This is a genomic window from Streptomyces sp. V4I2 (assembly GCF_030817655.1).
GTDB lineage: Bacteria > Actinomycetota > Actinomycetes > Streptomycetales > Streptomycetaceae > Streptomyces > Streptomyces plumbiresistens.
Genome location: NZ_JAUSZM010000003.1, coordinates 9,913,310 through 9,938,276, shown reverse-complemented (window position 1 = coordinate 9,938,276; position 24,967 = coordinate 9,913,310). Strand labels below are relative to the sequence as shown.

General features: G+C 70.0%; 23 protein-coding genes and 2 pseudogenes. 9 read left to right on the top strand and 16 right to left on the bottom strand.

Annotated elements, in window-relative coordinates; all coding sequences use genetic code 11:
* Nucleotide 1 precedes the first annotated feature (1 nt).
* From QFZ76_RS46460 to QFZ76_RS46440, 5 genes are all read right to left on the bottom strand, one after another.
* The gene (locus QFZ76_RS46460) at nucleotides 2-463 is read right to left on the bottom strand and encodes a DUF2199 domain-containing protein (RefSeq protein WP_307680329.1); all 462 of its coding nucleotides are present in this window, start codon (nucleotides 461-463) and stop codon (nucleotides 2-4) included.
* A 169-nt stretch (nucleotides 464-632) separates the two neighbouring features.
* Nucleotides 633-1,280 (bottom strand): histone-like nucleoid-structuring protein Lsr2, encoded by a 648-nt coding sequence (locus QFZ76_RS46455; RefSeq protein WP_307679365.1) that lies wholly within the window; start codon nucleotides 1,278-1,280, stop codon nucleotides 633-635.
* A 323-nt stretch (nucleotides 1,281-1,603) separates the two neighbouring features.
* The gene (locus tag QFZ76_RS46450; RefSeq protein WP_307679364.1) at nucleotides 1,604-2,332 is read right to left on the bottom strand and encodes a spermidine synthase; all 729 of its coding nucleotides are present in this window, start codon (nucleotides 2,330-2,332) and stop codon (nucleotides 1,604-1,606) included.
* 112 nt (nucleotides 2,333-2,444) lie between these two features.
* Nucleotides 2,445-4,130, bottom strand: coding sequence for a ribonuclease J (locus QFZ76_RS46445; protein ID WP_307679363.1), 1,686 nt, complete (start codon nucleotides 4,128-4,130; stop codon nucleotides 2,445-2,447).
* A gap of 457 nt (nucleotides 4,131-4,587) precedes the next feature.
* The gene (locus QFZ76_RS46440; protein ID WP_307679362.1) at nucleotides 4,588-5,247 is read right to left on the bottom strand and encodes a dihydrofolate reductase family protein; all 660 of its coding nucleotides are present in this window, start codon (nucleotides 5,245-5,247) and stop codon (nucleotides 4,588-4,590) included.
* 117 nt (nucleotides 5,248-5,364) lie between these two features.
* On the opposite strand from QFZ76_RS46440, the gene QFZ76_RS46435 reads away from it, so the two are divergent.
* Together QFZ76_RS46435 and QFZ76_RS46425 are read left to right on the top strand one after the other, a co-directional pair.
* On the top strand, nucleotides 5,365-6,228 hold the full coding sequence (locus QFZ76_RS46435) for a LysR family transcriptional regulator (RefSeq protein ID WP_307679361.1): 864 nt from the start codon (nucleotides 5,365-5,367) through the stop codon (nucleotides 6,226-6,228).
* A gap of 558 nt (nucleotides 6,229-6,786) precedes the next feature.
* Nucleotides 6,787-7,158: a VOC family protein gene (locus QFZ76_RS46425; protein WP_307679360.1), complete on the top strand. Its 372-nt coding sequence runs from the start codon at nucleotides 6,787-6,789 to the stop codon at nucleotides 7,156-7,158.
* A gap of 26 nt (nucleotides 7,159-7,184) precedes the next feature.
* Here QFZ76_RS46425 and QFZ76_RS46420 read toward each other — a convergent pair whose 3' ends face one another.
* Together QFZ76_RS46420 and QFZ76_RS46415 are read right to left on the bottom strand one after the other, a co-directional pair.
* On the bottom strand, nucleotides 7,185-7,874 hold the full coding sequence (locus tag QFZ76_RS46420; RefSeq protein ID WP_307679359.1) for a response regulator transcription factor: 690 nt from the start codon (nucleotides 7,872-7,874) through the stop codon (nucleotides 7,185-7,187).
* Between the two features lies 1 nt (nucleotide 7,875).
* Nucleotides 7,876-9,036 carry a sensor histidine kinase gene (locus QFZ76_RS46415; RefSeq protein ID WP_307679358.1) on the bottom strand — a complete coding sequence of 387 codons (1,161 nt, stop codon included), beginning with the start codon at nucleotides 9,034-9,036 and terminating at the stop codon, nucleotides 7,876-7,878.
* Nucleotides 9,037-9,280: 244 nt separating this feature from the next.
* Between QFZ76_RS46415 and QFZ76_RS46410 the strand changes: the two genes are divergently transcribed.
* Nucleotides 9,281-9,889: a hypothetical protein gene (locus QFZ76_RS46410; protein WP_307679357.1), complete on the top strand. Its 609-nt coding sequence runs from the start codon at nucleotides 9,281-9,283 to the stop codon at nucleotides 9,887-9,889.
* A gap of 78 nt (nucleotides 9,890-9,967) precedes the next feature.
* Here QFZ76_RS46410 and QFZ76_RS46405 read toward each other — a convergent pair whose 3' ends face one another.
* Together QFZ76_RS46405 and QFZ76_RS46400 are read right to left on the bottom strand one after the other, a co-directional pair.
* A complete protein-coding gene (locus QFZ76_RS46405) occupies nucleotides 9,968-10,360 on the bottom strand; it encodes a VOC family protein (RefSeq protein ID WP_307679356.1) in 393 nt (130 codons plus the stop codon).
* Nucleotides 10,357-10,659: a helix-turn-helix transcriptional regulator gene (locus QFZ76_RS46400; RefSeq protein WP_307679355.1), complete on the bottom strand. Its 303-nt coding sequence runs from the start codon at nucleotides 10,657-10,659 to the stop codon at nucleotides 10,357-10,359. The genes QFZ76_RS46405 and QFZ76_RS46400 overlap by 4 nt, the downstream gene beginning before the upstream one ends.
* A 227-nt stretch (nucleotides 10,660-10,886) precedes the next feature.
* On the opposite strand from QFZ76_RS46400, the gene QFZ76_RS46395 reads away from it, so the two are divergent.
* On the top strand, nucleotides 10,887-11,594 hold the full coding sequence (locus tag QFZ76_RS46395; RefSeq protein WP_307679354.1) for a DNA alkylation repair protein: 708 nt from the start codon (nucleotides 10,887-10,889) through the stop codon (nucleotides 11,592-11,594).
* A 96-nt stretch (nucleotides 11,595-11,690) separates the two neighbouring features.
* Here QFZ76_RS46395 and QFZ76_RS46390 read toward each other — a convergent pair whose 3' ends face one another.
* Both QFZ76_RS46390 and QFZ76_RS46385 read right to left on the bottom strand, forming a co-directional pair.
* Entirely contained in the window at nucleotides 11,691-11,906 is a 216-nt protein-coding gene (locus QFZ76_RS46390) for a hypothetical protein (protein WP_266453164.1), read from the bottom strand.
* A gap of 81 nt (nucleotides 11,907-11,987) precedes the next feature.
* Nucleotides 11,988-12,667 (bottom strand): annotated as a pseudogene (locus QFZ76_RS46385) (hypothetical protein).
* Between the two features lie 148 nt (nucleotides 12,668-12,815).
* On the opposite strand from QFZ76_RS46385, the pseudogene QFZ76_RS46380 reads away from it, so the two are divergent.
* Nucleotides 12,816-13,163, top strand: a pseudogene (locus QFZ76_RS46380) (alpha/beta hydrolase); the annotation flags it as partial.
* Nucleotides 13,164-13,231: 68 nt separating this feature from the next.
* Here the strand turns inward: QFZ76_RS46380 and QFZ76_RS46375 are convergent.
* From QFZ76_RS46375 to QFZ76_RS46365, 3 genes are all read right to left on the bottom strand, one after another.
* Nucleotides 13,232-13,498, bottom strand: coding sequence for a hypothetical protein (locus QFZ76_RS46375; protein ID WP_266451749.1), 267 nt, complete (start codon nucleotides 13,496-13,498; stop codon nucleotides 13,232-13,234).
* Between the two features lie 360 nt (nucleotides 13,499-13,858).
* Complete coding sequence (locus tag QFZ76_RS46370) at nucleotides 13,859-14,344, bottom strand: hypothetical protein (RefSeq protein WP_307679352.1); 486 nt, start codon at nucleotides 14,342-14,344, stop codon at nucleotides 13,859-13,861.
* Nucleotides 14,345-14,522: 178 nt separating this feature from the next.
* The gene (locus QFZ76_RS46365) at nucleotides 14,523-16,034 is read right to left on the bottom strand and encodes a hypothetical protein (RefSeq protein ID WP_307679351.1); all 1,512 of its coding nucleotides are present in this window, start codon (nucleotides 16,032-16,034) and stop codon (nucleotides 14,523-14,525) included.
* Between the two features lie 814 nt (nucleotides 16,035-16,848).
* On the opposite strand from QFZ76_RS46365, the gene QFZ76_RS46355 reads away from it, so the two are divergent.
* Nucleotides 16,849-17,841, top strand: coding sequence for a phosphotransferase enzyme family protein (locus QFZ76_RS46355; protein ID WP_373464576.1), 993 nt, complete (start codon nucleotides 16,849-16,851; stop codon nucleotides 17,839-17,841).
* Between the two features lie 89 nt (nucleotides 17,842-17,930).
* On the opposite strand, the gene QFZ76_RS46350 is transcribed toward QFZ76_RS46355, so the two are convergent.
* Both QFZ76_RS46350 and QFZ76_RS46345 read right to left on the bottom strand, forming a co-directional pair.
* Entirely contained in the window at nucleotides 17,931-18,374 is a 444-nt protein-coding gene (locus QFZ76_RS46350; protein ID WP_307679348.1) for a hypothetical protein, read from the bottom strand.
* Between the two features lie 73 nt (nucleotides 18,375-18,447).
* Nucleotides 18,448-21,033, bottom strand: a complete 2,586-nt coding sequence (locus QFZ76_RS46345; protein ID WP_307679347.1) for an AMP-binding protein — start codon at nucleotides 21,031-21,033, stop codon at nucleotides 18,448-18,450.
* A 190-nt stretch (nucleotides 21,034-21,223) separates the two neighbouring features.
* Between QFZ76_RS46345 and QFZ76_RS46340 the strand changes: the two genes are divergently transcribed.
* From QFZ76_RS46340 to QFZ76_RS46330, 3 genes are read left to right on the top strand one after another with little or no spacing between them, the layout of a single operon-like run.
* On the top strand, nucleotides 21,224-22,270 hold the full coding sequence (locus QFZ76_RS46340; RefSeq protein WP_307679346.1) for an iron ABC transporter substrate-binding protein: 1,047 nt from the start codon (nucleotides 21,224-21,226) through the stop codon (nucleotides 22,268-22,270).
* Nucleotides 22,271-22,304: 34 nt separating this feature from the next.
* Nucleotides 22,305-23,906 (top strand): iron ABC transporter permease, encoded by a 1,602-nt coding sequence (locus QFZ76_RS46335; protein WP_307679345.1) that lies wholly within the window; start codon nucleotides 22,305-22,307, stop codon nucleotides 23,904-23,906.
* Complete coding sequence (locus QFZ76_RS46330; protein WP_307679344.1) at nucleotides 23,903-24,949, top strand: ABC transporter ATP-binding protein; 1,047 nt, start codon at nucleotides 23,903-23,905, stop codon at nucleotides 24,947-24,949. The genes QFZ76_RS46335 and QFZ76_RS46330 overlap by 4 nt, the downstream gene beginning before the upstream one ends.
* The last annotated feature ends 18 nt before the right edge of the window (nucleotides 24,950-24,967 follow it).

Here is a 24,967-nt window from a genome sequence, read left to right as displayed (position 1 = left end):
GTCAGGCGTTGCTGTGCTTGGGATGGAGGACTGCCTCGGTGATCTCCCGGACCCGGTCCATGGTGATGCCGGTCCGCTGTTCGACCGCTAGAGGGTGATCGGTGGGCTCCAGCTCGATGAGCGGACGTCGGCCGACGGGACGAGTGTGGGGGTGGGTCTTCAGGTTGGTGGTGCTGGGTGAGTAGAGCCCCAACTCGGTGGTCAGCCAACCGAAATAGGGGGGTTCGGCTTCCCGGCCGGGCGTCTCCCACATCTCCAGGGCGCGCGCGAAGCTGTCCCGGCTGAGGGAGACCCAGACACCCCAGGAGAACACCGCATCGCTGTCGGCCACGGGTATCTCGATCAGGCCTTTGATGAAGAAGTGTTCACCCTTGATGATGCACTGGTCGGAGGAGAGCATGCTGGCGGAGTCGTCTGCAAAGCTCTCGGACCAGACGTCGGGGGCACTGTTGCGAGTGGTCAGGCCAGGAACTCAGCAAACGGTCTGTGAGGTTCTTCGGTCCGGGGCGACACGGCCTCCACTGATCAGGTCGGCCACCGCAGACGCCGGGGAACGGCCGGCGGGCGGCCTCCAACCTTGACCGTGACGACTACAAGGCCCGGCACGCGGTCGAGTGCGACATCAAGGGCGCTCACAGTGATGCTTCGTACGCATCGCGGATACTTTTCGGGATACACCCGTGGTCATTGACGAGATAGCCGTTCGCGCGGGCCCAGAGGCGTATCGCCTCGTCCTCCGGACTGCGATCGGGCATACGACGCCCGGCGGCCATGCCTGTGTTGCCCGAGAGGAGCCCTTCCAACTGGTCCGCCACATCGTGGAAGAAGGCGAACAGCGAGGTGTATTCGCGGTCTTTGGGGAGGGACCCTTCGCTCCAAGATCCGACGCTCCCGGTGCGTGTGTTCAGGAACTTCCCGTAGAAGCCGTCTCTTTCCGCGGAGATCGGCACCCACTCCCGGCGCCAGGACGGGTGGTCAGGGTCTCCCGACGGTGCCATCTCCTCCATGGCCACCTGGTGGAGGTGGACACGCTCGATGTCCGTGAGACCAAGAAGGAGTCCACCGCTGGGGAGGACCCCTTGGCACCCCAGCGCCACCAGACACGAGCGGACATCAGGTTGCCTGCCGGCATCGAGGTCGTTCGCCAAAAGCCACTGCCGCATCGCCGGTGGCAGTTTGAGGCCCATGCGCGTTTCGGCTTCACTGATGGCCGTTGAGCTCCCCGGTCCGCCGAGGGAAGCGAAGACGCCAGGCTCGTGCTGCTCGAGCCACGCGGTCACGCGGCCCCAAGCCTGTCGTACGTCTCCTGCCTCGTGCGTCGGCGTTCCACTCACGTGCGATCTCCAGCTCGGTCGGGTGCGGGCGCATACGGAGTACGCCCGCACGCCCTGCTGGTCCCCGGGGACGTTGGCCCGGGCTTCCGGGCTGTGAAGTCGTTTGTCGGTAGGAGAGGCGACCGCTGATCATCCATGGGCAGACCGTACTCGGGGCCACTGACACCGATGCTCCGCCGAGCCGGTCCGTGATCAGTGCAGGTCGCGAAAGGTGGTCAGCGGACTCGCCCTGGCGAAGCGCCTGTGTGACGATCGGCGTCAGGCCTGTCTCAGTTCCCGTCGGCGGCTTTCCGCGCCACGTAGACGGTGTTGGCCGCGGTTCCTCCTTGCAGTGGGTTGTTGAAGTCGACGACGTGAGCTTCCGATTCCGAGAAGACATCTGCGAGGACGGAGTTGAACTGTTCGTCCGGCGGATCGTTCGACCAGAGGGCGAAGACGCCATCGGGCTGGAGGCGGGCGGCGAGGGCGCGCATGCCGGCGGGCTGGTAGAGCGTCGCGTGACGTGGGTGCAGCACATGGCGTGGCGAATGGTCCACGTCCAGCAGGATGGCGTGGAAGCGGCGGTCCGGCTCCCGGGGATCCAGACCGCAGGCATCGTCGACCATCGCGAAGAAGTCACCCTGGACCAGGCGGCAGCGGGGATCCGACGCCAGGGAGGCGCCCAGCGGGACCAGCCGCCGCTGATGCCAGTCGATGACCTCGCCGAGTGCGTCGATGACGACCAGGGAGCGGACACGTGGGTCGTCCAGGGCGGCCTGGGCGGTGTAGCCGAGGCCGAGCCCGCCCACCACGACGTCGAGTTCGGGGTGCGGCAGTTTCGCCAGGCCGAGCCGGGTCAGGGCGATCTCGCCCGCCGTGAAGAGGCTGGACATCAAGAACTCGTCCCCGAGCTTCACTTCGTACACATCGTCGCCCGATGCCGGGTCCCGTCGGCGCCTCAGACTGATGTCGCCCATCGCCGTCGGGCGCCAGTCGATCTCCTCGAAACGCGCGCTCATCCGTTCACCTTTCTGATGCCGACGATGCGTACGCCGGGGCCCTGCTCTGCGAGCTCAGCGCTGTGCACTTCCCTGCCGTCGGCCGGACAGGGAAGTGCCAGTCGGGGAAATGTCAGGCGTCGATGATGACGGGGATGATGAGGGGCTTGCGGCGGTAGGTGCGGAACGCCCAGTTCGCCACGGCGCGGGCGAGGAGCTGTTCGAGCTGGTGCGCGTCGCCGACGCCCTCCTCGGCCGCGGTGGCCAGCGTCTTCTCGATCACCGGAATGACCGGTTCGAAGGTGGTGTCGTCGTGGACGAATCCGCGGGCCAGGAAGTCGGGGGTCTCGGCGAGGGCGCCGGTGTCGGCGTCGACGATCGCCACCACCGTGACCACGCCTTCCTCCGCGAGGGTGAGGCGGTCCTTGAGGGAGGCTTCGGTGGCGCCGCCGACTTCCATTCCGTCCACGTAGACGTTGCCCGCGGGCACCTTGCCGGTGATCGACGCGCGCCCGTCGACGAGGTCGACGACGACGCCGTCCTCGGCGATGACCACGTTCTCGGGATCGACGCCGGTACGGATGGCCAGATCGGCGTTGGCCCGCAGGTGGCGCCATTCGCCGTGTACCGGCATGACATTGCGGGGCTTGACGATGTTGTAGCAGTAGACGAGTTCACCGGCACTGGCGTGCCCGGAGACGTGCACCTTGGCATTGCCCTTGTGGACGACATGGGCGCCCCACCGGGTCAGCCCGTTGATCACCCGGTAGATGGCGTTCTCGTTGCCGGGGATCAGGGAGCTGGCGAGCAGGACGGTGTCGCCCTTGCCGATCCGGATCACGTGGTCGCGGTTGGCCATCCGCGACAGAGCGGCCATCGGCTCTCCCTGGGATCCCGTGCACACCAGGGTGATCTTGTGGTCGGGGAGCTTCTCCAGCTCCTTCATGCTGACCACGAGGCCGCGCGGAACCTTCAGGTAGCCCAGGTCGCGGGCGATGCCCATGTTGCGGACCATGGAGCGGCCCACGAAGGCGACCTTTCGGCCGTGCTGGTGAGCGGCGTCCAGGACCTGCTGGATGCGGTGAACATGGCTGGCGAAGCTGGAGACGATCACCCGACGTGGCGCGGTGCGCAGAACCTGCTCGATCGCGGGGTTCAACTCGCGCTCGGAGACGGTGAAGCCGGGCACTTCGGCGTTGGTGGAGTCGGTGAGGAACAGGTCGACGCCCTCCTCGCCGAGGCGGGCGAAGGCGCGCAGGTCGGTGATGCGGTCGTCCAGCGGAAACTGGTCCATCTTGAAGTCGCCGGTGTGCAGGACCATCCCGGCGCGGGTACGGATCGCGACCGCCAGAGCGTCCGGGATGGAGTGGTTGACCGCGACGAACTCGCAGTCGAAGGGCCCGAACGCGCGCCGGTCTCCCTCACGCACCCGCACCGTGCGGGGCCGGATGCCGTGCTCCTTGAGCTTGGCCTCCAGGAACGCCAGCGTCAGCTTCGAGCCGACGACGGGAATGTCCCGACGCTCGCGCAGCAGATACGGCACGCCCCCGATGTGGTCCTCGTGGCCGTGGGTGAGCACCACGGCCACGATGTCGTCGAGGCGATCCCGGATCGAGGTGAAGTCCGGCAGGATCACATCCACGCCGGGCTGGGTCTCCTCGGGGAACAGCACGCCGCAGTCGACGATGAGCAGCTTGCCGGCGTGCTCGAAGACGGTCATGTTGCGGCCGATCTCACCGAGGCCGCCGAGGGCGACGACCCGCAGACCTCCGTCGGGCAGTGGCGGGGCGGCTTGCAGCTCTGGATGCGGATGGCTCATACCGTGACGTTACCGGAGAGTGAGAAAGGATGATCCATTGCCTGCGCGGTCTCTTCGTCTAGACGTCTGGTCTCACGCCCCTACGAGTGCCCTGGATCACCTGGCCCACACGGCCACCGTGTACGTGATGCACCTGGTCAACTGCGGAGTGAGCACTCACTCCGTCCAGGCGTCACAGAGTTTGGCGGGTCAAGGCGCCCACCCAGCCGCTCCGGCTCCCCGCCAGGCCGGCCGATCGCCGGTGGCAGCGGTTCGGTCGGTGATCTCCAGCAGGTTCCGCAGTTCCTCCGGGCAGAAGTCCGACGGCTTCGTCCTGATCGGCGAACCGCAGCGCGTCTTCGACGGCAAACGGCGCGGCCCGGCCTTCCCCCGCCTTCATCCACTACGGCGTGACCCTGTAGCCGCCGGCCCGAGGCCCACGGCTCCATCGACCTCGAATCCGAGGCCCGCGACCTGGTCAGGATGGAGAACCCGGCAAGATCCGGTACTTGAGGTGGGTGACGCCGGGCGCCTCGACGGCCCGGACCTGCTCGAGTCGCACGTTCGCGTTCCCGAGGTTGTCGAGGAGGCGTGATCCGCCACCGAGCAGCACCGGAACGACGTGCAGTTCGAGCTCGTCCAGCAGTCCCGCTGCGAGGTACTGCTGAGCGACCTGGCCGCCGCCCCACAGCATGACCTCCTTGCCACCGGCGGCCTTCTTCGCCTGCTCGAGCGCGGAATCGATTCCGTCGGTGACGAAGTGGAACGTGGTCCCTCCCGCCATCTCCACCGGGTCACGTGAGTGATGGGTGAGGATGAACACGGGGTAGTGGTAGGGCGGGTTGTCACCCCACCAGCCCGTCCACTGCTCGTCGCCCCAGGCACCACCGCCGACGGGGCCGAACATGTTCCTGCCCATCACCCCGGCGCCGATGTTCGCGAGCGCCTCCTCGAACACCGGCGTGCTCGGGTTCACCTCGCCTCCCTGCTCGCCGTGGGATCGGCGCCAGGCGGCCAGTGGAACCACCCAGTCGTGGAGCCGCTCGCCACCCTCGCCGAGCGGGTTCTCCTCGCTCTGGTTCGGGCCTGCGACGTAACCGTCCAGCGAGATCGAGATGTGACACCTGAGCTTGCTCATCGTGCCTCCTCAGTCGGCTCGGCACCCCGTCCGGCGCCCTCACCAAATGAGCATGGACCGATCTGTAGATGACGTCTAATGCCAATCCCCCGAAGGACACATAGATATCCTTGATCTGTGCTGAACCTGGTCCATCTCAAGGTGCTGGCCGCGGTGGCGCGACACGGGTCCGTGACCGAAGCGGCGAAGGAGCTGCACTACTCGCAGCCGTCGGTGAGTCATCATCTGTCGCGCATGGAAGCCGCCACCGGAGTCAAGCTCGTCCAGCGGGTGGGTCGTGGGATCCGCCTGACCCCGGAGGGCAAGCTGCTGGCCAACCGGGCCACCGAGATCATGGGACGGGTGGACGCGGCAACCAACGAGCTGGCCGCGCAGGTCGGTCTGCGGACGGGGCGGGTTCGCCTCGCCGCCAACGCGTCCGTACTGAGCACGATCGTGCCGAAGGCAGCCGCCGCGCTGACCGAGGCGTATCCGGGCCTCAAGCTGAGCGTGATCGACAGCCATCCGGTAGAAGCGCTGCAGATGCTGCGGCACGGCGAGATCGACGTCGCACTCGTGTTCCGGTACGCGCACGCTCCGCTGGAGGACGACGGATTCCGCATGATCCACGTCGCCGACGACCCGATCTACCTGGTGAGCCGGCGCCCCGACGACAGCATCGCCAACCATCGCCACTCCGCCTGGATCGGCGGTTGCGAACGGTGCCAGGGCGAGCTGACCGCCGTCTGCCGACACCATGGCTTCACCCCACGCATCGAGTCCGTCTGCGACGACATGGTCGTCGTACAGGCCCTCGTCGCCGCCGGCATCGGTGTCACCACCCTGCCCGGACTCGCGCTCCGAGCCCACCGCCTGCCCGACGTCCACACCACCGAGATACCCGGCTTCCCCCGCCAGATCTACACCGTCACCTTCGGCGATCCACCCGACCCACCCGCCACCAAGGCGCTGATCCAAGCCATCCAGGACTCCGCCCGGTAGGAGTCGGTCCGGCGAGCGGCAAGGCCGGCGAGCCTCGTGCGCGGCTGAGCGCCATGGAGCACTCGAGAGTCCGGGGACTTGTCCTGCCCGCTCGACTGACATCGCTCGTCGACCGCGCGGACTCTGGTGTCACCCGGGCGATGCCGCGATGACCCAGCTCATCCCGTGGTTCAAGGACCGGCCAGCAGGACGGACGCGCCGGTCACACTGCCTTGGCTTGACGTGGAACAGGCCGTTCTCGTTGCCCCAGGCTTTGCCAGTGGCGGGTCGTAGCGCCCACTTTCTCGGCCTTCGCCACGAGCCTGGGCCGGTAGACACCGCATCGGCCCCGTCATCTGCGGGCTCAGATGAAGAGGGCGATGAGGTGGAGTGCGGCCAGGCCTGGTATGCGTCGGCGTCGGCGTCGAAGCCTGGCGGGCGGCCTCCCGCGCGGCCTCGCGCAGACGGTGGCCGAGCTGGTCGGCCGGCAGCGGGACGACGGCCCGTATGCCGCGCCGGCGGAGATGTCCACGGATCGCATAGGGTCCGGCCGGGTGGTCACCGGGCACACTGGCCGACATGCCTGTCTCGTTGCATCACATCGTCATCGACGCCCATGACCTGCCCGCGCTGGCCCGGTTCTGGGCCGAGGTGCTGGGCTGGCGCATCCTGTCCGAGCGGGAGCGGGAGGTCGTGATCGGGCCGGACGAGACCGCGCCCGTAGGCATCTGCTTCATGCCGGTGACGGACCGTAAGGTCGTCAAGAACCGTCTGCACCTCGATCTGACGTCCGCTGCGGAGGACCGGGAGGCCGAGATCGAGCGCATCCTCGCACTCGGCGCCCGCAGGGCGGAGGTCGGGCAGAGCGGCGACGAGTCATGGACCGTGCTGGCCGATCCGGAGGGCAACGAGTTCTGCGTGGTCCGCCCGAAAGAGACCCTCGTCGGCTAGGACGCGTTCAGGCCTTGGGTGCCCTCTCACAGCAGGCCGAGGTCCCGGGCGCGCAGGGCGGCCTGGGTGCGGTCGCGCAGGGCGAGGCGCTGGAGGATGCGGGAGACGTGATTCTTGACCGTGCCCTCGCTCAGATACAGCCGCGCGGCGATCTCCCGGTTGGAGTGCCCATGCGCCAGGAGCCGCAGGATGTCGATCTCTCGCGGACTCAGCGCGACGGCGGGAGCCTGCGCGGGAACGGATCCGGCAGCAGGTCCGGCGACGGTTCCGGTGGGCGGCAGGGAATCGGTGAGGCGCCGGGCGACGGACGAGTCGAGCTGGGTGACACCCGCGTGCGCCAGACGCACCGCGTGCGCGAGGTCCTCGGCCGGCAGGTCCTTGAGCAGGTACCCGTGCGCACCGGCCCGCAGCGCCTGGACGACGTACTCCTCGTCGTCGAACGTCGTCAGCATCACCACCCGGCACTCCGGCGCCCGCTCGCGCAGCACGGCGACCGCCTCGACGCCGTCCATCACCGGCATCCGTACGTCCATGAGGACGACGTCCGGACCCAGCTCCAGGGTCTTCGCGACGGCGTCCCGGCCGTCCGGGGCCGTGCCGACGACCGTGATGCCCGGGCGGATGGAAAGCAGGGAGGCGATGCCGTCGCGGATGAGCCGCTGGTCGTCCACGACCAGTACGCGCACGGCGGGGGTCGATTCGGGCGGCTGGTCCATGTCAGGCCTCACGCCTCTCCTCGGGCCGCCCCGTCTTGCCGCGCGGCACGGTCACTGTAAGGCGGGTTCCGGTGCCCGGGCTGCTGTCGACGGCCACGCTCCCTTCCACCAGGTGCACCCGCTCCCGCATCCCGAGCAGCCCGAACCCGGTGGCCGCCGAGTCCGGTGCGAAGCCGCATCCGTCGTCGGTGACCTCCAGCTGTGCCGCGTCCTCGGCCAGGTGGACCACCACCCTCACCCATGAGGCCCCCGCGTGACGGCGCGCGTTGGTCACGCCCTCCTGTGCCGCCCGGTGCAGCGCGGTCAGTTCGGCCGTGCCGTAGCCGTCCTCGTCGCCGCTGACCTGGACCGTGACCCGCGGCCGGGGGCCGCCGTCCTGGGCCAGCGCGGCCAGCGCGTCCGACAGGTCGGGACGCGCCGCCTCGTCGCGCAGCGTGCGGACGGACTGTCGTACGTCGCCCAGCGCGAGCCGCACCGAACGCCTCGCCTCGGCCAGGGCCCGCTGGGCGGCGTCGGGGTCGAGGGCCCGGAAGTCCTCGGCCATCTCCAACTGCACGGACATCGCCGTGAGATGGTGCCCGAGGCTGTCGTGGATGTCCCGGGCCAGCCTGTTGCGCTCGGTGGCGGCGGACAGTTCGGCGACTCGGGCGGCATACGCCTCCAGTTCGCTCCGGGCACGCTGCTCACCGACGGCCACCGCGGCCATCGAGACCGCCAGCACCAGGCCGACGCAGAGCATCAGCAGGTCGGACACGTGCTCCGGATCGCGATACCAGCCGGGCGCGGTCAGCAGGTACGCGACGAGCAGCCCGGCCAGGCAGAGCGCACTGAGCGCGAGCGCGGTCGTGCGCCCGAAGGCGAAGTAGGCGGTGAACGGCAGCAGTACGAACAGCACTTGGGACAGTCCCGAGACGTCGAGGAACACCACCGCGCCGATCAGCCCGCAGCGCGCCAGCAGCAGCGGCGCCCGGGCCGCGGGCCGCCGGTGCCCGACCGCTTCCAGGGCGAACAGCGCTCCGATCACGGCGACGAAGGCCGGCATCCGCCAGACCTGGGGCCCTGGGCCGTCGCCCAGACCGGCCACCGCGTAGTACAGACTGCCGATGAGCACCGCGCCGTACAGCAACGGCGCCACCCACCGCACGGGCACATACGCCGCCATGCGCACCCCTCTCACCCGTCGCCGTCAGCGTAGGCCGGGCATCAGGGCAGAGGGACGCCGGCGGGGAAACTCGGGACGGTTCGGGACGGACGGCACCTGCCGAACGGCACAACACGCGACGCAGGACCGTGACTTACGGCCTTCGAAACCCGTCGTCCTTCATCTCCCGTGGCTTGCCGGCCGCTCCCTACGGTGGCGCTCCTGGCCCACTGCCGTGGCCGGCCTCATCCCTCTGGAGCGGCTCATGTCCTCGTCCACCTTCCGTGCCGGTGCCCTGTGCGGCCTGCTGTCCGGTCTTCTGATCTCCCTGCCCGCGCTGGTCGAGGCGTTCACCGGGGAGACCTCCGCGACCAGCGTGCCGTCCGCCCTCTCCCCCGCGCTCGCCCTGCCGCTGCTCGCCGCTCTGCACCTGCGGCAGGGGCCGGCCGCCGGGCGCCTCGGGGAGATCGGTCACGCCGTGAACCTCGTCGGGCTCGGTCTGTTCGGCGGGGCGGCGTTCGCCTCGAACCTGGTGCTCTTCTACTTCGACGACGCCCTGATCGAGGAGACCCTCACCGGACCCACGATCCCCGCACTGATCTGCTCCGCGACCGTCTTCGCCGTGGGCTGCGCCCTGTTCGGGGCTGCCATGGTCCGCGCCCGGATCCTGCCGAGGGTCCCGTCGTGGGGATACGCCACCGTCCTCCCGCTGTTCGCGTTCCTGACCTCGCTGCCCGATTCCCTGCTGACCATCGCGCTGCACGTCCTGGTCGGCGTCATCCTGATGTGGCTGTCGGCGGCGCTGTGGCGGACGGCGACCGGCGAACCCGCGAAGGCGGCGGAGACCCCGGTCGGTTCGGGTCGGCATCCGTGACACGGATCTCGGACCGGACGTGAGTCCCGGGCGCGGTCCGGTCGCCGGCGCGCCCGAACTCCGTACCCGACCGACCGCCTACTGCGGCTTGGTCGCGATCTGGATCAGGTTGCCGCAGGTGTCGTCGAAGACGGCGGTGGTGACGGGGCCCATCTCCAATGGCTCCTGCGTGAAGCGGACGCCGAGGCCGCGCAGGCGCTGGTGCTCCGCCTTCACGTCGTCGACGGCGAACTGGGCGAGTGGGATGCCGTCGTTGACGAGCGCGTCGCGGTAGGGCTTGACGGCCGGGTGGCCGGCGGGCTCGAGGAGGAGTTCGGTGCCGTCGGGCTCGTCGGGCGAGACGACGGTCAGCCACCGGTCCTTCTCGCCGACGGGGACGTCGTACTTCTTCACGAAGCCGAGGATCTCGGTGTAGAAGTGCTCGGCCTTGGCCTGGTCGTCAACGAAGACGCTGGTCAGATGGATCTTCATGCGGTGTTCTCCTTCGATCCGGACGTGTCGGGCACGAGCCACCGCTCGGCGATCTGCCGCAGCGGGGCCGTGTTCAGGTCGTGGAACTTGTAGCGGCCCTCCCGCCTGGTCTCGACGAGCCCGGCGGCCTCCAGCACGGCGAGGTGCTGGGAGACCGCCTGGCGCGAGATGCCGAGCTGGTGCTTCATGCTCAGTCGGGCGCAGATCTCGAACAGTGTCTGTCCGGACTTCTCCGTGAGCTCGTCGAGGATGGTGCGGCGCGTGGGGTCGGCCAGGGCTTTGAAAAGGTCGTCGGCCACAACCACATGATAGGCAACTATTCACTTGCCTATCAAGTCGAGGTGCGCCGTGTCGCGAGCCGGCCGGCAGAACCTGCTGGTCGAGGGCACCCTCGTCAGATCCGGCGACCGCTCCCGCCTCGTTCCGTCTGTCAAGACCCGGGACGCCCAGGCCACAGCAGATCCTGCGTCCCGTCGGCCCGGAATCAGGCTGCGACTGAGCACCTCGGGCGCTAGCGTCCGTGAGCATGGCGACTGGCACCCTGAAGAAACTGCGGTCCGAGCTGAGGGATCATGCGGAACCCAATGTCCGGGCGCAGCTGGTGCGGGTGCTCAGCCCCGCGGACGACGACGAGCTGCTCGGCGTACGCGTTCCGGTGATGCGCCAACTGGCACGGCAATACCGGCAGTTGCCACTGGGAGACGTGGACGTTCTGCTGCACAGCCGGGTGCACGAGGAGCGGTTCGCCGGTCTGCTGGTCCTCGCCGAACAGGTGCGGACCGCCCCGGCTGCCGACCGGAAGGCCCTCGCCGATTTCTATCTGGCACGCACCGACTGCGTGGACAACTGGGATCTGGTGGATGGTTCCGCGCACGTCGTGCTGGGGCCGTGGCTCCTGGACGGACCGTCGGACGCGCTGGACATACTGGATGAGCTGGCCGGGTCGGCGTGGCTGTGGGACCGCAGGATCGCCGTGCTGGCCACGTTGGCACTCATCCGAGCCGGCCGCTTCGAGCCGACCTTCCGACTCGTTCTCAGGCTGTGTCGGGATCCGGAGCCGCTGATCCACAAGGCGTTGGGGTGGATGCTGAGGGAGATCGGCCGCCGGGACGAGCAGCTGATGGTGGACTTCCTCGACCGGAACCTCGCCGAGCTGCCGCGGATCACTGTGCGGTACGCGACCGAGCGCCTGGCGCCGGGTCGGCGGGCCCGGTTCGTGAAGACGCGTCAGTAGTGTTCGTTGGCTCTGCCGATCTCGCCTGGTCACCGGCATGCTGGTCGGTGTGGGACTCGGAGAGGTGGAGGTGGAACAGCTCCGAGGCGGGTGCTGTCAGACCTCGTGCGGGGCGAAGAGTTCGAGGTGGCCGCAGGAAGAGCACCGATAGGCATCGATTTGGTACCGCGGACGCCCCCAGCGCTTGGCTCCCCCGAAGATCCCCCGCTCCAGTGGCCCGGGTATCCAACGGGAGAACCCGCTCGCGTGGTCACCGCCGTCTTCTATGAACCCGGGCTGCAGGTCGGCGGCCTGGCAATGGGTGCACTTGATCTCCACGAACGTACTGTAGGGCAGGCCGGGACGGCCGTGCTGCTCAGGTGTTCCGTACTGCTCGCAGGGATCGACGGGGGCTCAGCGCCCCGGCCGCGCGAAGTGGGCGTAGGGCGGATACGGCTTGAAGCAGATCAGAACCTCGATGGGGTGCCCGCCGCCGGGCTGCTGGACCAGTGCCGGAAGCGACGCCATCAGCGCCGAGTGGCCTTTGGCGACGCCCTTCTGGCGCGGGCCCCAGCCTGCCGCGTGGGCGAAGTACGTGGCAGTCTCGGCGAACAGGTCCCGGCTGCCGAACAGGAAGAACGTTCGGGCGTGGGTGGCGTGCCGCAGGCCCCCGGTCTTGCCCGGAGGCCGGTCCGCTCCCCGCGTTCTCGCCAGGAGGCGGCATCACGAGCGGTGCGTGCCTCGTCGGTGCGTACGGTCAGCGGATTGCCGTTCACCAACTTGCGCCGCAGCTCGGGTCATTTGCTCGGGCGCAAGCCGAGCGTGTGGTGGGCCGGGACCAGGTCGACCGGCTCGCCGACCCCCTCGTCGGGCGGGACGCCGTCGCGCAGCGGTACGTGGACGATCGTGTGGCGGGAGTAGGCGGCGAAGGAGAACAGGCCCGCGAGCCGGTTCAGCCCGTCGTGGTCGCCGAGCAGCAGGCCGATGGGCGTGGGGGCGCGTAGTGAGGTGTGGCGAAGAGGCTTCCGGGGCTGGACGACACGGTGCTCGCGCGACCCGGTCCGGGGCCTGAACTGGCGCAGCCTCAGACGCATACGGAGTACCTCATGGGCCCCAGGATCGTGGGAGGCCAGCCTTCTCGGCAATGGAATTCCGCCCACCCAACTCGGGACAGGCCCGAGCCTCCACCGACCCCGGAGCGGTTCAACCCCGCTGGTCCCCGAGGGCCTGCAAGCAGCCACCCCCGGAGGCTGGCCGGCGCTCAACCAGTCACACCGCAAACCCGAAAGGCTCGCCTCGGTCACCCTGCTCGACCCCGGCGGCTTGGAGAAGGTGGGCCTGCGCTTCTTCGTCTGGATCTTTGCCAGCCTCTTCGCGACCTTCGCCCCCAAGGCGCTGCGCCCGCGGCTCGCGTCCTGGCTGGAACAGCCGGTGCTCGTGGTTCCCGAGTTGCGCGCATGGATCCAGGCGAGCCGTCGGGCCTTCCGGATACGCCGCCCCGCGCCGCTGCCTCTGACGGAAGACGAACTGCGCGCCATCCGCACCCCGCTCTACCTCGTCCTCGGCAAGCGAAGCCTGCTCGTGCACCCGGCCTGAGCCGCTGCCCGGCTTCGGACCCTCGCCCCGCCCGACCCCGAACATGTACTGAACCGGCATGGTCAAGGCATGTCGCCGCGCCAGTCGAAGTGTCGGCCGTCCGCAGCACGAGGGGCGTACAGAGCGCGACCGCCCGGCCCGCAGGCACCTATCTCCGTCGCCAGAGCCACGCCCCCGCGCAGCTCGCTCTCGGGCCTGCCCGTGATGTCCAGCAGCAGACCGTCCAGCGGCCCGCCCACCAGTTCCACGTACACGTGGCCAGGCCGGGGCCCGGCATCGTCGTGGTCGGCACCATAGACGCGGCCGCGCATGAACTCCAGCTCATCCATGCCCTTCAGGCTCGCACCCGCCACTGACAATCGCTGACCGTTGCATGCCCTCGAAGGCGCGACCCACGCTGAAAGCCTCCGGCTACGTCGTGCTTCGCGACGCTGCGACACGCTCGGTCTGCTGCTGACCGTCCTGGCACCGCCGCCAACCCGCGCGCACGCAAGCCTGGATGAACGTCGGCTATCGCACCACCCCATGGACCACGGCGCCGGCCCGCGCAGCAACGTCCAGCCCGTCCAGCCCGTCCAACGCCCGCCGGGCACCGAGGGCTCGTGGTGATCCCCACACACGCTGGACCATCGAGCGCAGCATCGGGTGGCCCACGCAGCTCGCGATGACCGATCTGGCGGCCCGCGGGCTCACCCGCTCAGTTGAGCCAGCCGTTTCGCCGCGGCCGGATCGCCCGCATCGGCGCGATCCTGCAACTCCGCGATCGCAGCCGCATCACCCCGCTCGGCCAGCACCTTTGCCAACTCCTCAGCCTCCATGAAGGCCCAGTCCTCGGGATCGTCCTCGCATTCCAAACGCTCGCAGGCATCCAGCGCGTCCAGGTACTCCGCGTGGAGACTGGCCGGGTTCTGCCACACCGCGTCCGAAAACGTCCACACCTTCACCGCGCCTGCCACATCACCGCGCTCGGCCAGCAGCTCAGCCAACCGTCTCGTCGTAGGGGCGTCGTCGCCATAGGTCCGGGCCCACAGCCGCAGAGCGCCTTCCGCATCGCCGTGCTTGGCCAGCAGCTGCCCCAACCGTCCTGCCGCGTTCCGGTCTCCGGCATCTGCCCGGGCCCGCAACTCCGCGATGGGAACCTGGTTCGGCACACTGCCGCCTGATCGATTTTCCACTACCGGTCACCTCATCCGCGAGTCCGAGGAGCGCTGGCAACGGCACAGCCGTTTCCCAAAGCGTAGACACTCCACGGGGCCAAGACGAGGGTCCAAACGGATCGCCGAATGCGCCGATGATCCCCCGATGATGGTGTCGCAGCGCCCGGCTACGTTGCTCGACGGTGCGGCGGAGTGTTCAGGAGGGCACCCGGTAGACGAACGAGGGGAACGGGTCCGTCGTCGCCGACTGCCAGGCCCGTCTGATCTCGTCGGGCACCATGGTGCGGGCATGGGCGAAGGCGGTGAGGCAGGCTGCGTGGACGGCGGTCAGGTCGGTGCGCCGGGTCAGGGCGAGCAGGTGGCGCAGGGCGGAGACGGCATCGTCGAAGCGGCTTGCGGTGAGGTGGGACTCGGCCGTCGCACAGAGGGTGTCGGCAAGGTCTGTGAGGATGGCGGCGAGCAGCCCCTTCCTGAGCTCGGGGTCCGCCTCCATCAGATCCCGCAGGATACTCTCGGCCTCGTCGTAACAGGCCAATGCCTGCTCGTCGTCCCCGATACGGCGAAGGGACCGGGCGAGGATTGCCAGACGCTGCGCAGTCAGGGACTGGTACGCGTCCCAGTCGGTCTCGGCGAGTCGGCGGGTGATGGCCACCGCCTCCCGTGCGTGGTCCACCGTGTCGTCCACGACGTCGACATGGCGCCGCTCGATGACGAGGTTGGCCAGCGTCCGGGCCAGTTCCGGTTCGTACTCCTGGGGATCGCGGTGGGCGGCTCGGCGGTAGACGGCGACGCTGCGCTCGGCGGCCTCGACGGCCTGGCGGTGGGCGCCCCTCTGCCCGTGGCAGTAGGCCAGCTCGTCCAGAGCGCAGGCGAGCAGCGGCTCGTAGACAGCGGGATCGGTGACGGCGAGCCGGACGCACAGATCCGACAGTTCCTGCAGATCAGCCAGTTTCTGCGGATCAAGCTGTTCGTTCCGGTCGAGGGGGACTGCGGGGGACACTCCCCTCCCCCCGGCAACGAAGGCACGGATTTCCAGGGCAAGGACGAGCCGGTGCTCGCCGGTGTCCGGGGTCCGCCGGACCAGCGTGCGACACACGGTCACGGCCCCCTCGGCGCTCTCCCGCGCACGCGGCAGGTCACCGGTCTTCCAGTGGCACCACGCCAGGTCGGTCAGAAGCTGGGCGCGCAGCTGCAGGATGTCGGGGTAGAACCACGGGGTGACCTGGTCGGTCCACCAGTGGGCGTCGATGCCGGCCTCGATGGCCTCCTCGTACCGGCCCAGAGAGCGCAGGCCACCGGTCAGCTCGATCAGCACGCGGACCTGCACCTTCAGAGTGCGCAGCAGCACCTTCAAAAGGGGCATCGCGCGCAGCAGCATGGCGCATTCCATGTAGAGGACCACGGACTCCTCGACGCGGCCCATGCTGCCCAGTACCGACGCTTGAATACGCAGCGCACCGACGTAACTTCCCAGTGACTTGTCCCTGCCCCTGGGCACTGCATCCCGGTAGGCCTCCACGCACTGCCAGGCCGTCTCCAGAGCCTCGTCGAGTCGGCCCAACTCTGCCAGGACCAACGTGCGCACGCGCAGGGCGTAGGCGGTCTGCGTCTGGGTCAGCCGGGCGCCGACGAAGGCCAGGGACTCGTCGGCCGCGGCGAGCGCGTCCTCGTTCCGGTCGCTCAGATACAGCGCGTCGGCGTGCTGCACCAGGGCACGCGCCAGGCCATCACAGTTGCGCCGGCGAGTGCCTCCACGAAGGACGAGAGCGCGGTACACCGTGACAGCCTCCTCACTCCATGCGAGCCGCCGCGCCGGCGGCCGTTGCCATGCCAGGAACAGCCCCGGAGTGAGGCACCGCAGCAACGCGGCACCGAGCACCGGCCCACCCACGCCGACGCCTGCCCGCGCCAGCATCCGCGGCACAGGCAGAAGGATCCGCACAGCTCCCATCCGCTCCCCCCTTTCACGGAGTTGACTTGATGACGACCGGGACCACGCCTTGGTTGCACAAGAAGCCAAGGTGACCGCTCTCGACTCGACGGCATCAGCCGTGGGCTGTTGGCCGGTTGTTCGGTCGGCACCTTCCGGCCCAGGTCAGCGCGTCCTCGGCTTGAGCAGCCGGGGTGGTGACGAGGTCGGCCGCGGAAGGAAGGTCGGTGCGTGGGGAGTCGCCGGCCAACTCGGCCTCCCGGCCGCGCCATCGGTCGAGACAGGGGTGGGCGAGGTACGGGCGGTGTACGCGCGAGCGCGCTCACACAGCCGACGTTGCCGCAGCCGCACAGGGCGTCACCGCCGCCGACGGCCCGGATGTGGCCGACGGCGCCGACGGCTCCGTCCGCGCCGCGGAACACCTCACCGAGGGCCAAGGAACTGGCCCGACATGCGAAGTAACCGTCCACGAGGCCCGATGCGGGAGCACACAGCGGCGTGGTTGTGCCGGCGCGGACAGGTGGCCCCTGGCCGGCCGGTGCGGAAATCGGCTTGTGGCTGTCGGCTGCATGATCAAGGCTGACTCGCGATGATGCCCTTGACTGAGATCGATCGACTGAAGCGGACCGTGTCCGAAGCATGGGACAGCCCGGTCGCCGACCAGGTCGCCGCCCGGTGGGGTTACCCGGCCGGCACTGCCAGGTGGTGGCGCTCCAGCGCCTCGCATGTGTTTGTGCTCCCGGACAACGGCCGACGGCGCTATCTGCGGTTCGTGCCCGGCTCGTATCGTGGACCGAAGCCCCTGACCGCGGTGGCCGAGCTGATGGCGCGGCTCAGCGACAGCGGCTCGGCGGTGGTGCGGCCGGTCGCCGCCGAGTGCGGGGCCCTGACCATGACCGTGGCGACCGCGCTCGGCGCCATGCACGCCATGGTGGTCGAACCGGCGCCCGGCGAGGAAATCGACGTCAGCGAACTCACCGCATCGCAAGCCTGGCACTGGGGACAGGCACTGGCACGTCTTCACTGCGATGCCGCCGGACTTGATGCCGGGCTGCCCGAATCCTTCGGCGAACTTCCGGAGATCGGCGAACTGTTCCCCGACGACACCGCGTTGGTCGAGGCGACGGCGAGGCTCACCGCCATGATGAGCGACTTGCCACGTTGCCAGGACCACTGGGGCGTGGTGCACGGCGACTTCGAACTGGACAACATGGCCTGGGAAGACGGCCGGCCGACCGCCTACGACTTCGACGAGGCCGCCCTCTCCTGGTACGCCGCCGATATCGCCTATGCGGTACGCGACCTGACCGACCACACCGGCCGGCCCGCGACCGGCCACTGGGCGCGGTTCGACGCCTTTCTCGACGGATACCGCAGCGTGCGCCCGATCGACGACGAGGAGGTGGGCCGCCTGCCGCTGTTCGCCGGCCTGCATGCCGCGGCTTCTCTCGTACGCATCACCCGGGCGCTGGGCGAACCCGCCCAGCGCGAACCGGAATGGCTGTCCGAGCTGCGCAACGATCTGACCGACATGGCCCGCACACACCGGCAACTCGTGATCGACATCGGCCGACAGGCGGGCTGAGGGATCCACTGGAGACGTCAAGGGCTGATGTCGGAGCGTTGACAACTTCTCGCCCGCAATGTGGACCTTGCTGCCGCGCCCCGGGCGCCTCACCCCACGGAACGGCGCCGACGCACTCCCACCAGGCTTCCCGTCGCGAGGGCGAGCACGAACAGCGTGAGCCCGATGAAGATCACGGGATTCACCCAGCCCGGCACCAGCTCGCTTCCCACGCCCTCCGACGTGACGCACTGCGCACTGACCGGCAGCGTCTCCCGCGTCACGATGTGATCGCCCTGCAGGCCCCGCGCCGCACACAGTTGGTCCGGGTCCAGAATGTAGAACCCCGACATCAGACCCCACGCGTACGCGCCGAACGCCGCCGCGCCCGCCATGACCGCGACCAGCGCGCACGTCGTGGCGCTCGGCAGGTGCCACCCGCTGCCCGGTAGCCGCGTGCAGGCCCGTCGGGCGAGCGCCGCGGCGGCGACCACGCACACACAGGGCGCCAGGAACGGCGCAAAGGTCAGAGTGAGGAACAGAAAGCCGGCCATGCCTGCCCAGACATCGCGGGGGAAAGATCGGTTCCTCGTTCAGTCCTCAAGCACAGCACAGCCGACGCACCCGTCAGAACAGTCTGCGCGTCAGACGTGTGGCCACTGCCCCGTACGTCACGCCGAACGCCAGGGAGACCAGCAGAGCCAGAACCGGGGAGTCGTCCCGCAGGTAGGGATAGACATGGAAGTGCGTCAGGTAGATGTACAGCGAGCTGCCCGCCAGGATGCCCGCGAGCCGGTTGAGCGGGTCCGTGCTGGGCAGGGCCGGGATCCACAGCACCAGCATCAGGCCGCCCACGACGATCGAGGTCCGTAGGGACTGGCCGTCGGGGAACAGCCCCGGCACGGTGATCAGCAGGACGGCGGTCAACAGCAGCCGGTGCGCCGTCGTGCGGGCGCGCGCCGCCGCCCAGCCCAGTGCGAACAGGAAGAAGACGACGGTAGGGCTCAGGTGGTACCGGATGTGTGCCAGGCCCCAGGGGTCGTAGCGCCCGACCAGTCCCACGGCGACCAACCCCAGGGCGAAGCCGAACGGGCTGCGCCGCTCGGCACGGTCGAGCAGCGGGACCGCCAGCAGCACCGCGAGGCCGGTCAGGAAGTAGACCAGCGCCTCGACGAACCAGTACCGCCACTCCGGGTCCGAGTTGTCCTGTGGGAACAGGCTGTTGGCCAGCACGAGGTTGGCCAGGTCGTATTCGCGGGTCAGCAGCAGCGCGAGGGTGATCCACACGATGCTGGGTACGGCGATGCGCGCGATGCTGCGCGACAGCCTGCGCAGGCGCTCCGGGCGTTCGTGTGCGGTGAGGTGGAAGCGGGCGAAGTTGAAGCCGGCGACACCGAGCAGTACGTGGGCGCCGCCCTGGACGGCGAACACGGGGATGTGCGAGCCCACGATCAGGACGATGCCGATCGCGCGCAGGGCTATTCCGGTGTCCAGGGTGCGTCGCAGCCCTCGCTTTCGGCCGGGGCCCCCGGCCGGTCGCCGCGTCGCGTCAAGGACGTGCAGCTCCCGGATCGGTGTGGTGTGCCAGTCGGTGGGGAGCACGCCCAGCGCCTGCTCGAGCCGCAGGGACATCTCGACGTAGGAGAGTGAGTCGCCGCCCAGGCTGACGAAGCTGCTGTCCTCGGTGACGTCGGTGCGGTCGAGGATCTCGGCGTAGAGGGTGCGGAGGTCGTCGGTGGACGTGCCGGACCGGGGCGGCGCCTGCGACTCGCGCGCCAGTCGCCGTACGGCCTCATGGTCGGGCTTGCCCGAGGCGAGCCGCGGGAGCTCGGGGACCATCCGTGCGTGAATCGCGCGGGGCGGCAGACCACAGCTGTCCGCGACCAGACGCCGGACGCGTGCCGCGTCGACGCCCTCGGCGCGGAGCGCGAGCACGGCCAGCACGTCGTCGTCGCCCGCGCAGGACGCGCGTATGCCGTGCTCCCCCAAGATCGCCTCGACGCGCCGCGGGTCGATCCGCAGGCCCAGGATCTTGGCGAACCGGCTGCGGCGCCCCACGATCTCGTACAACCCGTCGGGGGCCCGGCGGGCGATGTCTCCGGTGTGCAGTTCCTCGACGGTCCGTCCCCGTGCGAGGTCCGCCGCGCTCTCGGCGTAGCCGAGCATGACGTTCGGGCCCGAGTAGACCAGTTCGCCGGTGTCCGGCTCGTCGATGCCGTCCACCGGTCCGATCCGGAAGGAGCCTCCAGGGATGGGCACTCCGACGGCCTGCGGGCGCTCGGCGGCGAGGGCCGGAGGCAGGTACGCCATGCGGGCCGTCGCCTCGGTCTGCCCGTACATCACGAACAGCTCCCAGCCCGCGCGGCGACCCGACTCGGCGTAGTGGGTGACCCGTTCGGGCGCCAGGCGGCCCCCGGCCTGGGTGACGTACCGCAGGTGGGGCAGGCGCATGTGCTCGAAGCCGACCCGGTCGAGGAGGTCGAAGGTGTACGGCACCCCGGCGAGCGAGGTGCCGCGGGCGGCGCGGAACTCCTCCCAGAAGTCGGCGTCGGCCACCGACCGTTCGGTGAGGATCAGTCCGGCGCCGCGCAGCAGATGACTGTGGATGACGGACAGGCCGTAGCAGTAGTGCGGAGGCAGGGTCGTGGCAGCGCGGTCGGTGTCGCGGATGCCGAGGTAGGTGGCGATGGACTCGGCGTTGGCCTGGAGGTTCTCGGCGGAGAGCCGGACCAGCTTGGGCGAGCCGGTCGAACCGGAGGTGCTGAGCAGCAACGCCAGATCCGGGTGCAGGGTGTGGGCGCTCTCGGGCCGCCGTTCGTCCAGCAGCCAGGTGCCGTGGCCGTCCGGCCGCGCGACCACATCCGGGTCGTACGCGGCGCTCAGGGCGTCGATGGTGTCGGCGCTGTCGCCGGGGACGAGCAGAACGGGGTGGCCGGCCGAGAGGGCCGCGAGGTGGACGACCAAGGCGTCGAGGCGGTTCGCCCCGGCCAGCAGGACCAGGCGGCGTGCGGGGCCGAGGCGTTCGGCGGTGGCGGCGACCCGTTCGGCGAGTGCGCGGTAGCTGACCTCGCCCTGTGGCGTGATGAGTGCGGTGCGGTCGCCGTACGACGCGAGGTCCCGTGCGAACGGCACCCCATGCCGCCGTACGGATGGTCGCGGGAAGGGCACCGTGGTGCGCCTGTTGGAGACGGTGGGCGGGGGCGAAAAAGCCATGAAAGGGTCTATCACGGGCGCGCGACCTCTCTGCGGCACGTCCGCAATTAGCACAGATCCCTTGACGGTTAGGCAAGCTTTACCTTATTCATAGCATGCTCACAGTTGGCTGAAAAGCTTCGTTCCGCCGCTCGCTGATCGACGACGCGACCCGCGGCGTATCGGCGGGCCACGCAGGAAGGCACACCCCATGCGACGCCCCTCGGCTCGCCGGATCACCGCGCTCGTCACGGCCGGCCTGCTTCTTCCCGCCCTCGCCGCCTGCGGCTCCGACAACGACAAGGGCGGCTCCGCGGACGGCGGCGACTCGACCCTCGTCATCTACTCCGGGCGCAACGAGAAGCTGGTCAAGCCGATCCTGGACAAGCTGGAGAAGGCCGTCGGCAGCAAGGTCGAGGTGCGGTACGGCGACAGCGCCGAACTGGCCGCGCAGATCCTGGAGGAGGGCGACCGCACCAAGGCCGGGCTGTTCTTCTCGCAGGACGCGGGCGCGCTCGGCGCCCTCTCCAAGGAGGGCATGCTGGCGAAGCTGCCGCAGTCGAGCCTCGACGAGGTGGACCCGGCCTACCGCGGCGGCGCCGGCGACTGGGTGGGGCTGTCGGGGCGTGTGCGCGTCATCGCGTACAACCCGGACCAGGTCACCGAGGACGAGGTCCCGGACAGCGTCCACGACGTGGTGAAGCCCGAGTGGAAGGGCAAGGTCGGCTTCGCGCCCACCAACGCCTCCTTCCAGGCCTTCGTCACCGGCATGCGCGTCCTGGACGGCGACGACGCCACCCGCGAGTGGCTCAAGAGCCTCAAGGCCAGCGGCAAGACGTACGCCAACAACCTCGCCACCCTGGACGCCGTCGAGTCCGGCGAGGTCTCCCTCGGTCTGGTCAACCACTACTACTGGTACGAGCGGGTCGCCGAGAAGGGCGAGGACAAGGTCAACGCCAAACTCCACTTCCTGCCTGGCAAGGACCCCGGCGCGCTGATCAACGTGGCCGGCGTCGGCATCCTGAAGGACGGCGGCCAGACCGCGACCGCCCAGAAGGCCGTCGACTACCTGCTGTCCGAGGAGGCGCAGACCTACTTCGCCGACAAGACGAAGGAGTACCCGCTGGCCGCGGGTGTCACCAGCAGCGTCGAGGGCCTGCCGTCGTTCGGCTCCCTCAACGCCCCCGACATCGACCTCGGCAAGCTGGAGTCACTCCAGGAGACCCTGGCCATGCTCCAGGACGTCGGGCTGGTCTGAGGACCGCGATCCCGACGGAAACCGTGAGCGCAACGTGACCACAGCTCGACCCGCGGCACGTCCGGCCGGAGCACCCGCTCCGGCCGGGCACCGACGCCTCCGCACCACCCGCGGGGACGGCGCAGGCTCCGGCCGCCGGCCCCCGCTGGTCCTGCTCGTCCCCGCCTGCGTCGCCGCCCTGTTCGCCCTGCTGCCGCTCGGCTACCTCGCCGTCCGCGCCCTCGAACGCGGTCCGGGCTACGCCTGGGATGTCGTCGCCGACGAACGCACCCTCCAACTCGTCGGCCGCAGCCTCGGCCTGACGGCGGTCGTCGTGGCGGCCTGTCTGGTCCTGGGCATCTCGCTGGCCTGGCTGACCGTGCGCACCGCCCTGCCGGGAGCCCGCGCCTGGTCGGTGCTGGCCACCCTGCCGCTCGCCGTGCCCAGCTATGTCGCCGCCTTCACCTGGCTCGCCGCCGTACCCCAGGCCGCCGGGTTCGTCGGGGCCGCGCTCGCGCTGACCCTGGTGAGCTTTCCGTACGTCCATCTGCCGGTCGCCGCCGCGCTGCGCGGCATCGACCCGGCACAGGAGGAGGCCGCCCACTCCCTCGGCCACGGCCACCTGCGCACGTTCCTCCGGGTCACCCTCCCCCAACTCCGTCCGGCCGCCGCCGGCGGGGCGCTGCTCGTCGCGCTGTACGTGCTCTCCGACTTCGGCGCCGTCTCGCTGATGCGCTACGACACGTTCACCCGGGCCATCCACACCTCCTACCGCGCCTCCTTCGACCGCACCCCGGCCGCCGCCCTCAGCGTCGTGCTGGTGGTGATGACGGTGGCGCTGGTCGCCGCCGAGGCCCGCACCCGGGGCCGTGCGGGACACGCGAGGACCGGCGGCGGAACGGCACGCCCCGCCGCCCCGGTCCCGCTGGGACGGTGGCGCCTCCCCGCCCTCGCCTGGTGCGCGACGGTGGCGGCCGCCGCCGTCGCCCTCCCGCTCGGCACCCTCGGCTACTGGCTGACCGTCGGCTCCTCCGCGACCTGGGACCTCGGCGCTCTCGGCCAGGCAGCCCGGGCCACGTTCGGCGTCGCCGCCGCCGGAGCCGCCCTCACCACACTGCTCGCGCTGCCCGTCGGCGTCATCGCCGCACGCCACCGGGGGCGCGGTGCCCGACTGCTGGAGCAGGCCGCCTACGCGGGACACGCGCTTCCCGGCATCACGGTCGCGCTGTCCCTGGTCTTCTTCGCGGTCCGCTACGCCTATCCGCTCTACCAGCAACTCCCGCTGCTGGTCTGCGCGTACGCCGTCCTCTTCCTGCCGGTCGCGGTGGCCGCCACCCGGGCCGCCGTCCTGCAGGCACCGCCCGTGCTGGAGGACGTGGCCCGCTCGCTCGGCAGGTCACCGCTGCGGGTCCTGCGCGAGGTGACCGTGCCGCTGGCCGCACCAGGGGTAGCGGCCGGTGCCGCCCTCACCTTCGTCGTCTGCATGAAGGAACTGCCCGCCACTCTTCTGCTGCGCCCCACGGGCATGGACACGCTCGCCACCCGCCTGTGGACCGAGACGGGAACCGGATCCTTCGCGGCCGCCGCCCCCTATGCCGCCGCGCTGATCCTGCTCGCCGCCGTCCCCTCCTACCTCCTGGGCAGGCACCGCTCATGAACGACGTCCACATCGTGCAACTGGTCAAGTCCTACGACCCCGAAGCCCCCGTCCTCCAAGGGTTGGACCTCGCGGTGCCGGGCGGTTCGCTGGCCGCCGTGCTCGGGCCCTCCGGCTGCGGCAAGACCACCTTGCTGCGCATCGTCGCGGGGTTCCTTCGCGCCGACTCGGGCACGGTCACCGTCGGCGGGCGCACCCTGGCCGGCCCCGGCGTCCATCTGCCCCCGGAGCGGCGCCGTGTCGGGATCGTCCCGCAGGAGGGCGCGCTCTTCCCGCATCTGAGCGTGGCGCGCAATGTGGCCTTCGGGCTGACCGAGCTCGACCGCGGGGAGCGGCGCCGCCGTACGGAGGAGATGCTCGACCTGGTCGGGCTCGCCGGGTACGGCGACCGCATGCCGCACGAGCTGTCCGGAGGACAGCAGCAGCGCATCGCCCTGGCCAGGGCACTCGCCCCGCGGCCCGCACTCGTCCTGCTCGACGAACCCTTCAACGCGCTCGACAGCGCCCTGCGCACCGGGGTGCGGGCGGACGTACGCGCCGCCCTGCGGGCGACCGGGGCCACGGCGCTGTTGGTCACCCACGACCAGCAGGAGGCGCTCTCCACCGCCGACCTCGTGGCCGTCGTACGGGAGGGCCGGTTCGTCCAGTGCGACACCCCGCAGGAGCTCTACCGGCGCCCCGCGGATCCATGGGTCGCCGGTTTCGTGGGCGACGCGGTACTCCTGAGGGGGACGGTCGGCAGCGGCGGCTCCACGGCGACCACACCGCTCGGCACCGTGGCGTTGGCCTCACCACCGAACGGGCGGCGCACCGGCACGGTGGTACTCCGCCCCGAGCAGTTGCGACTGACCGACGCGGACGCCGCGGGGGTGGTGCGGGGCACGGTGACCGACGTGTGTTTCTACGGCCACGACGCCAAGGTGACCGTCGCCGTACGGGGCCTCGACTCCCCGGTGGACGTCCGTGTCGCGGGTCCGCTGTCGGTCGGCCCCGGCCAGGAGACCGGCATCCGCGTGACGGGCGAGGTCACGCTGCACCCGTAGCGCTTCGCATGGTGGTCC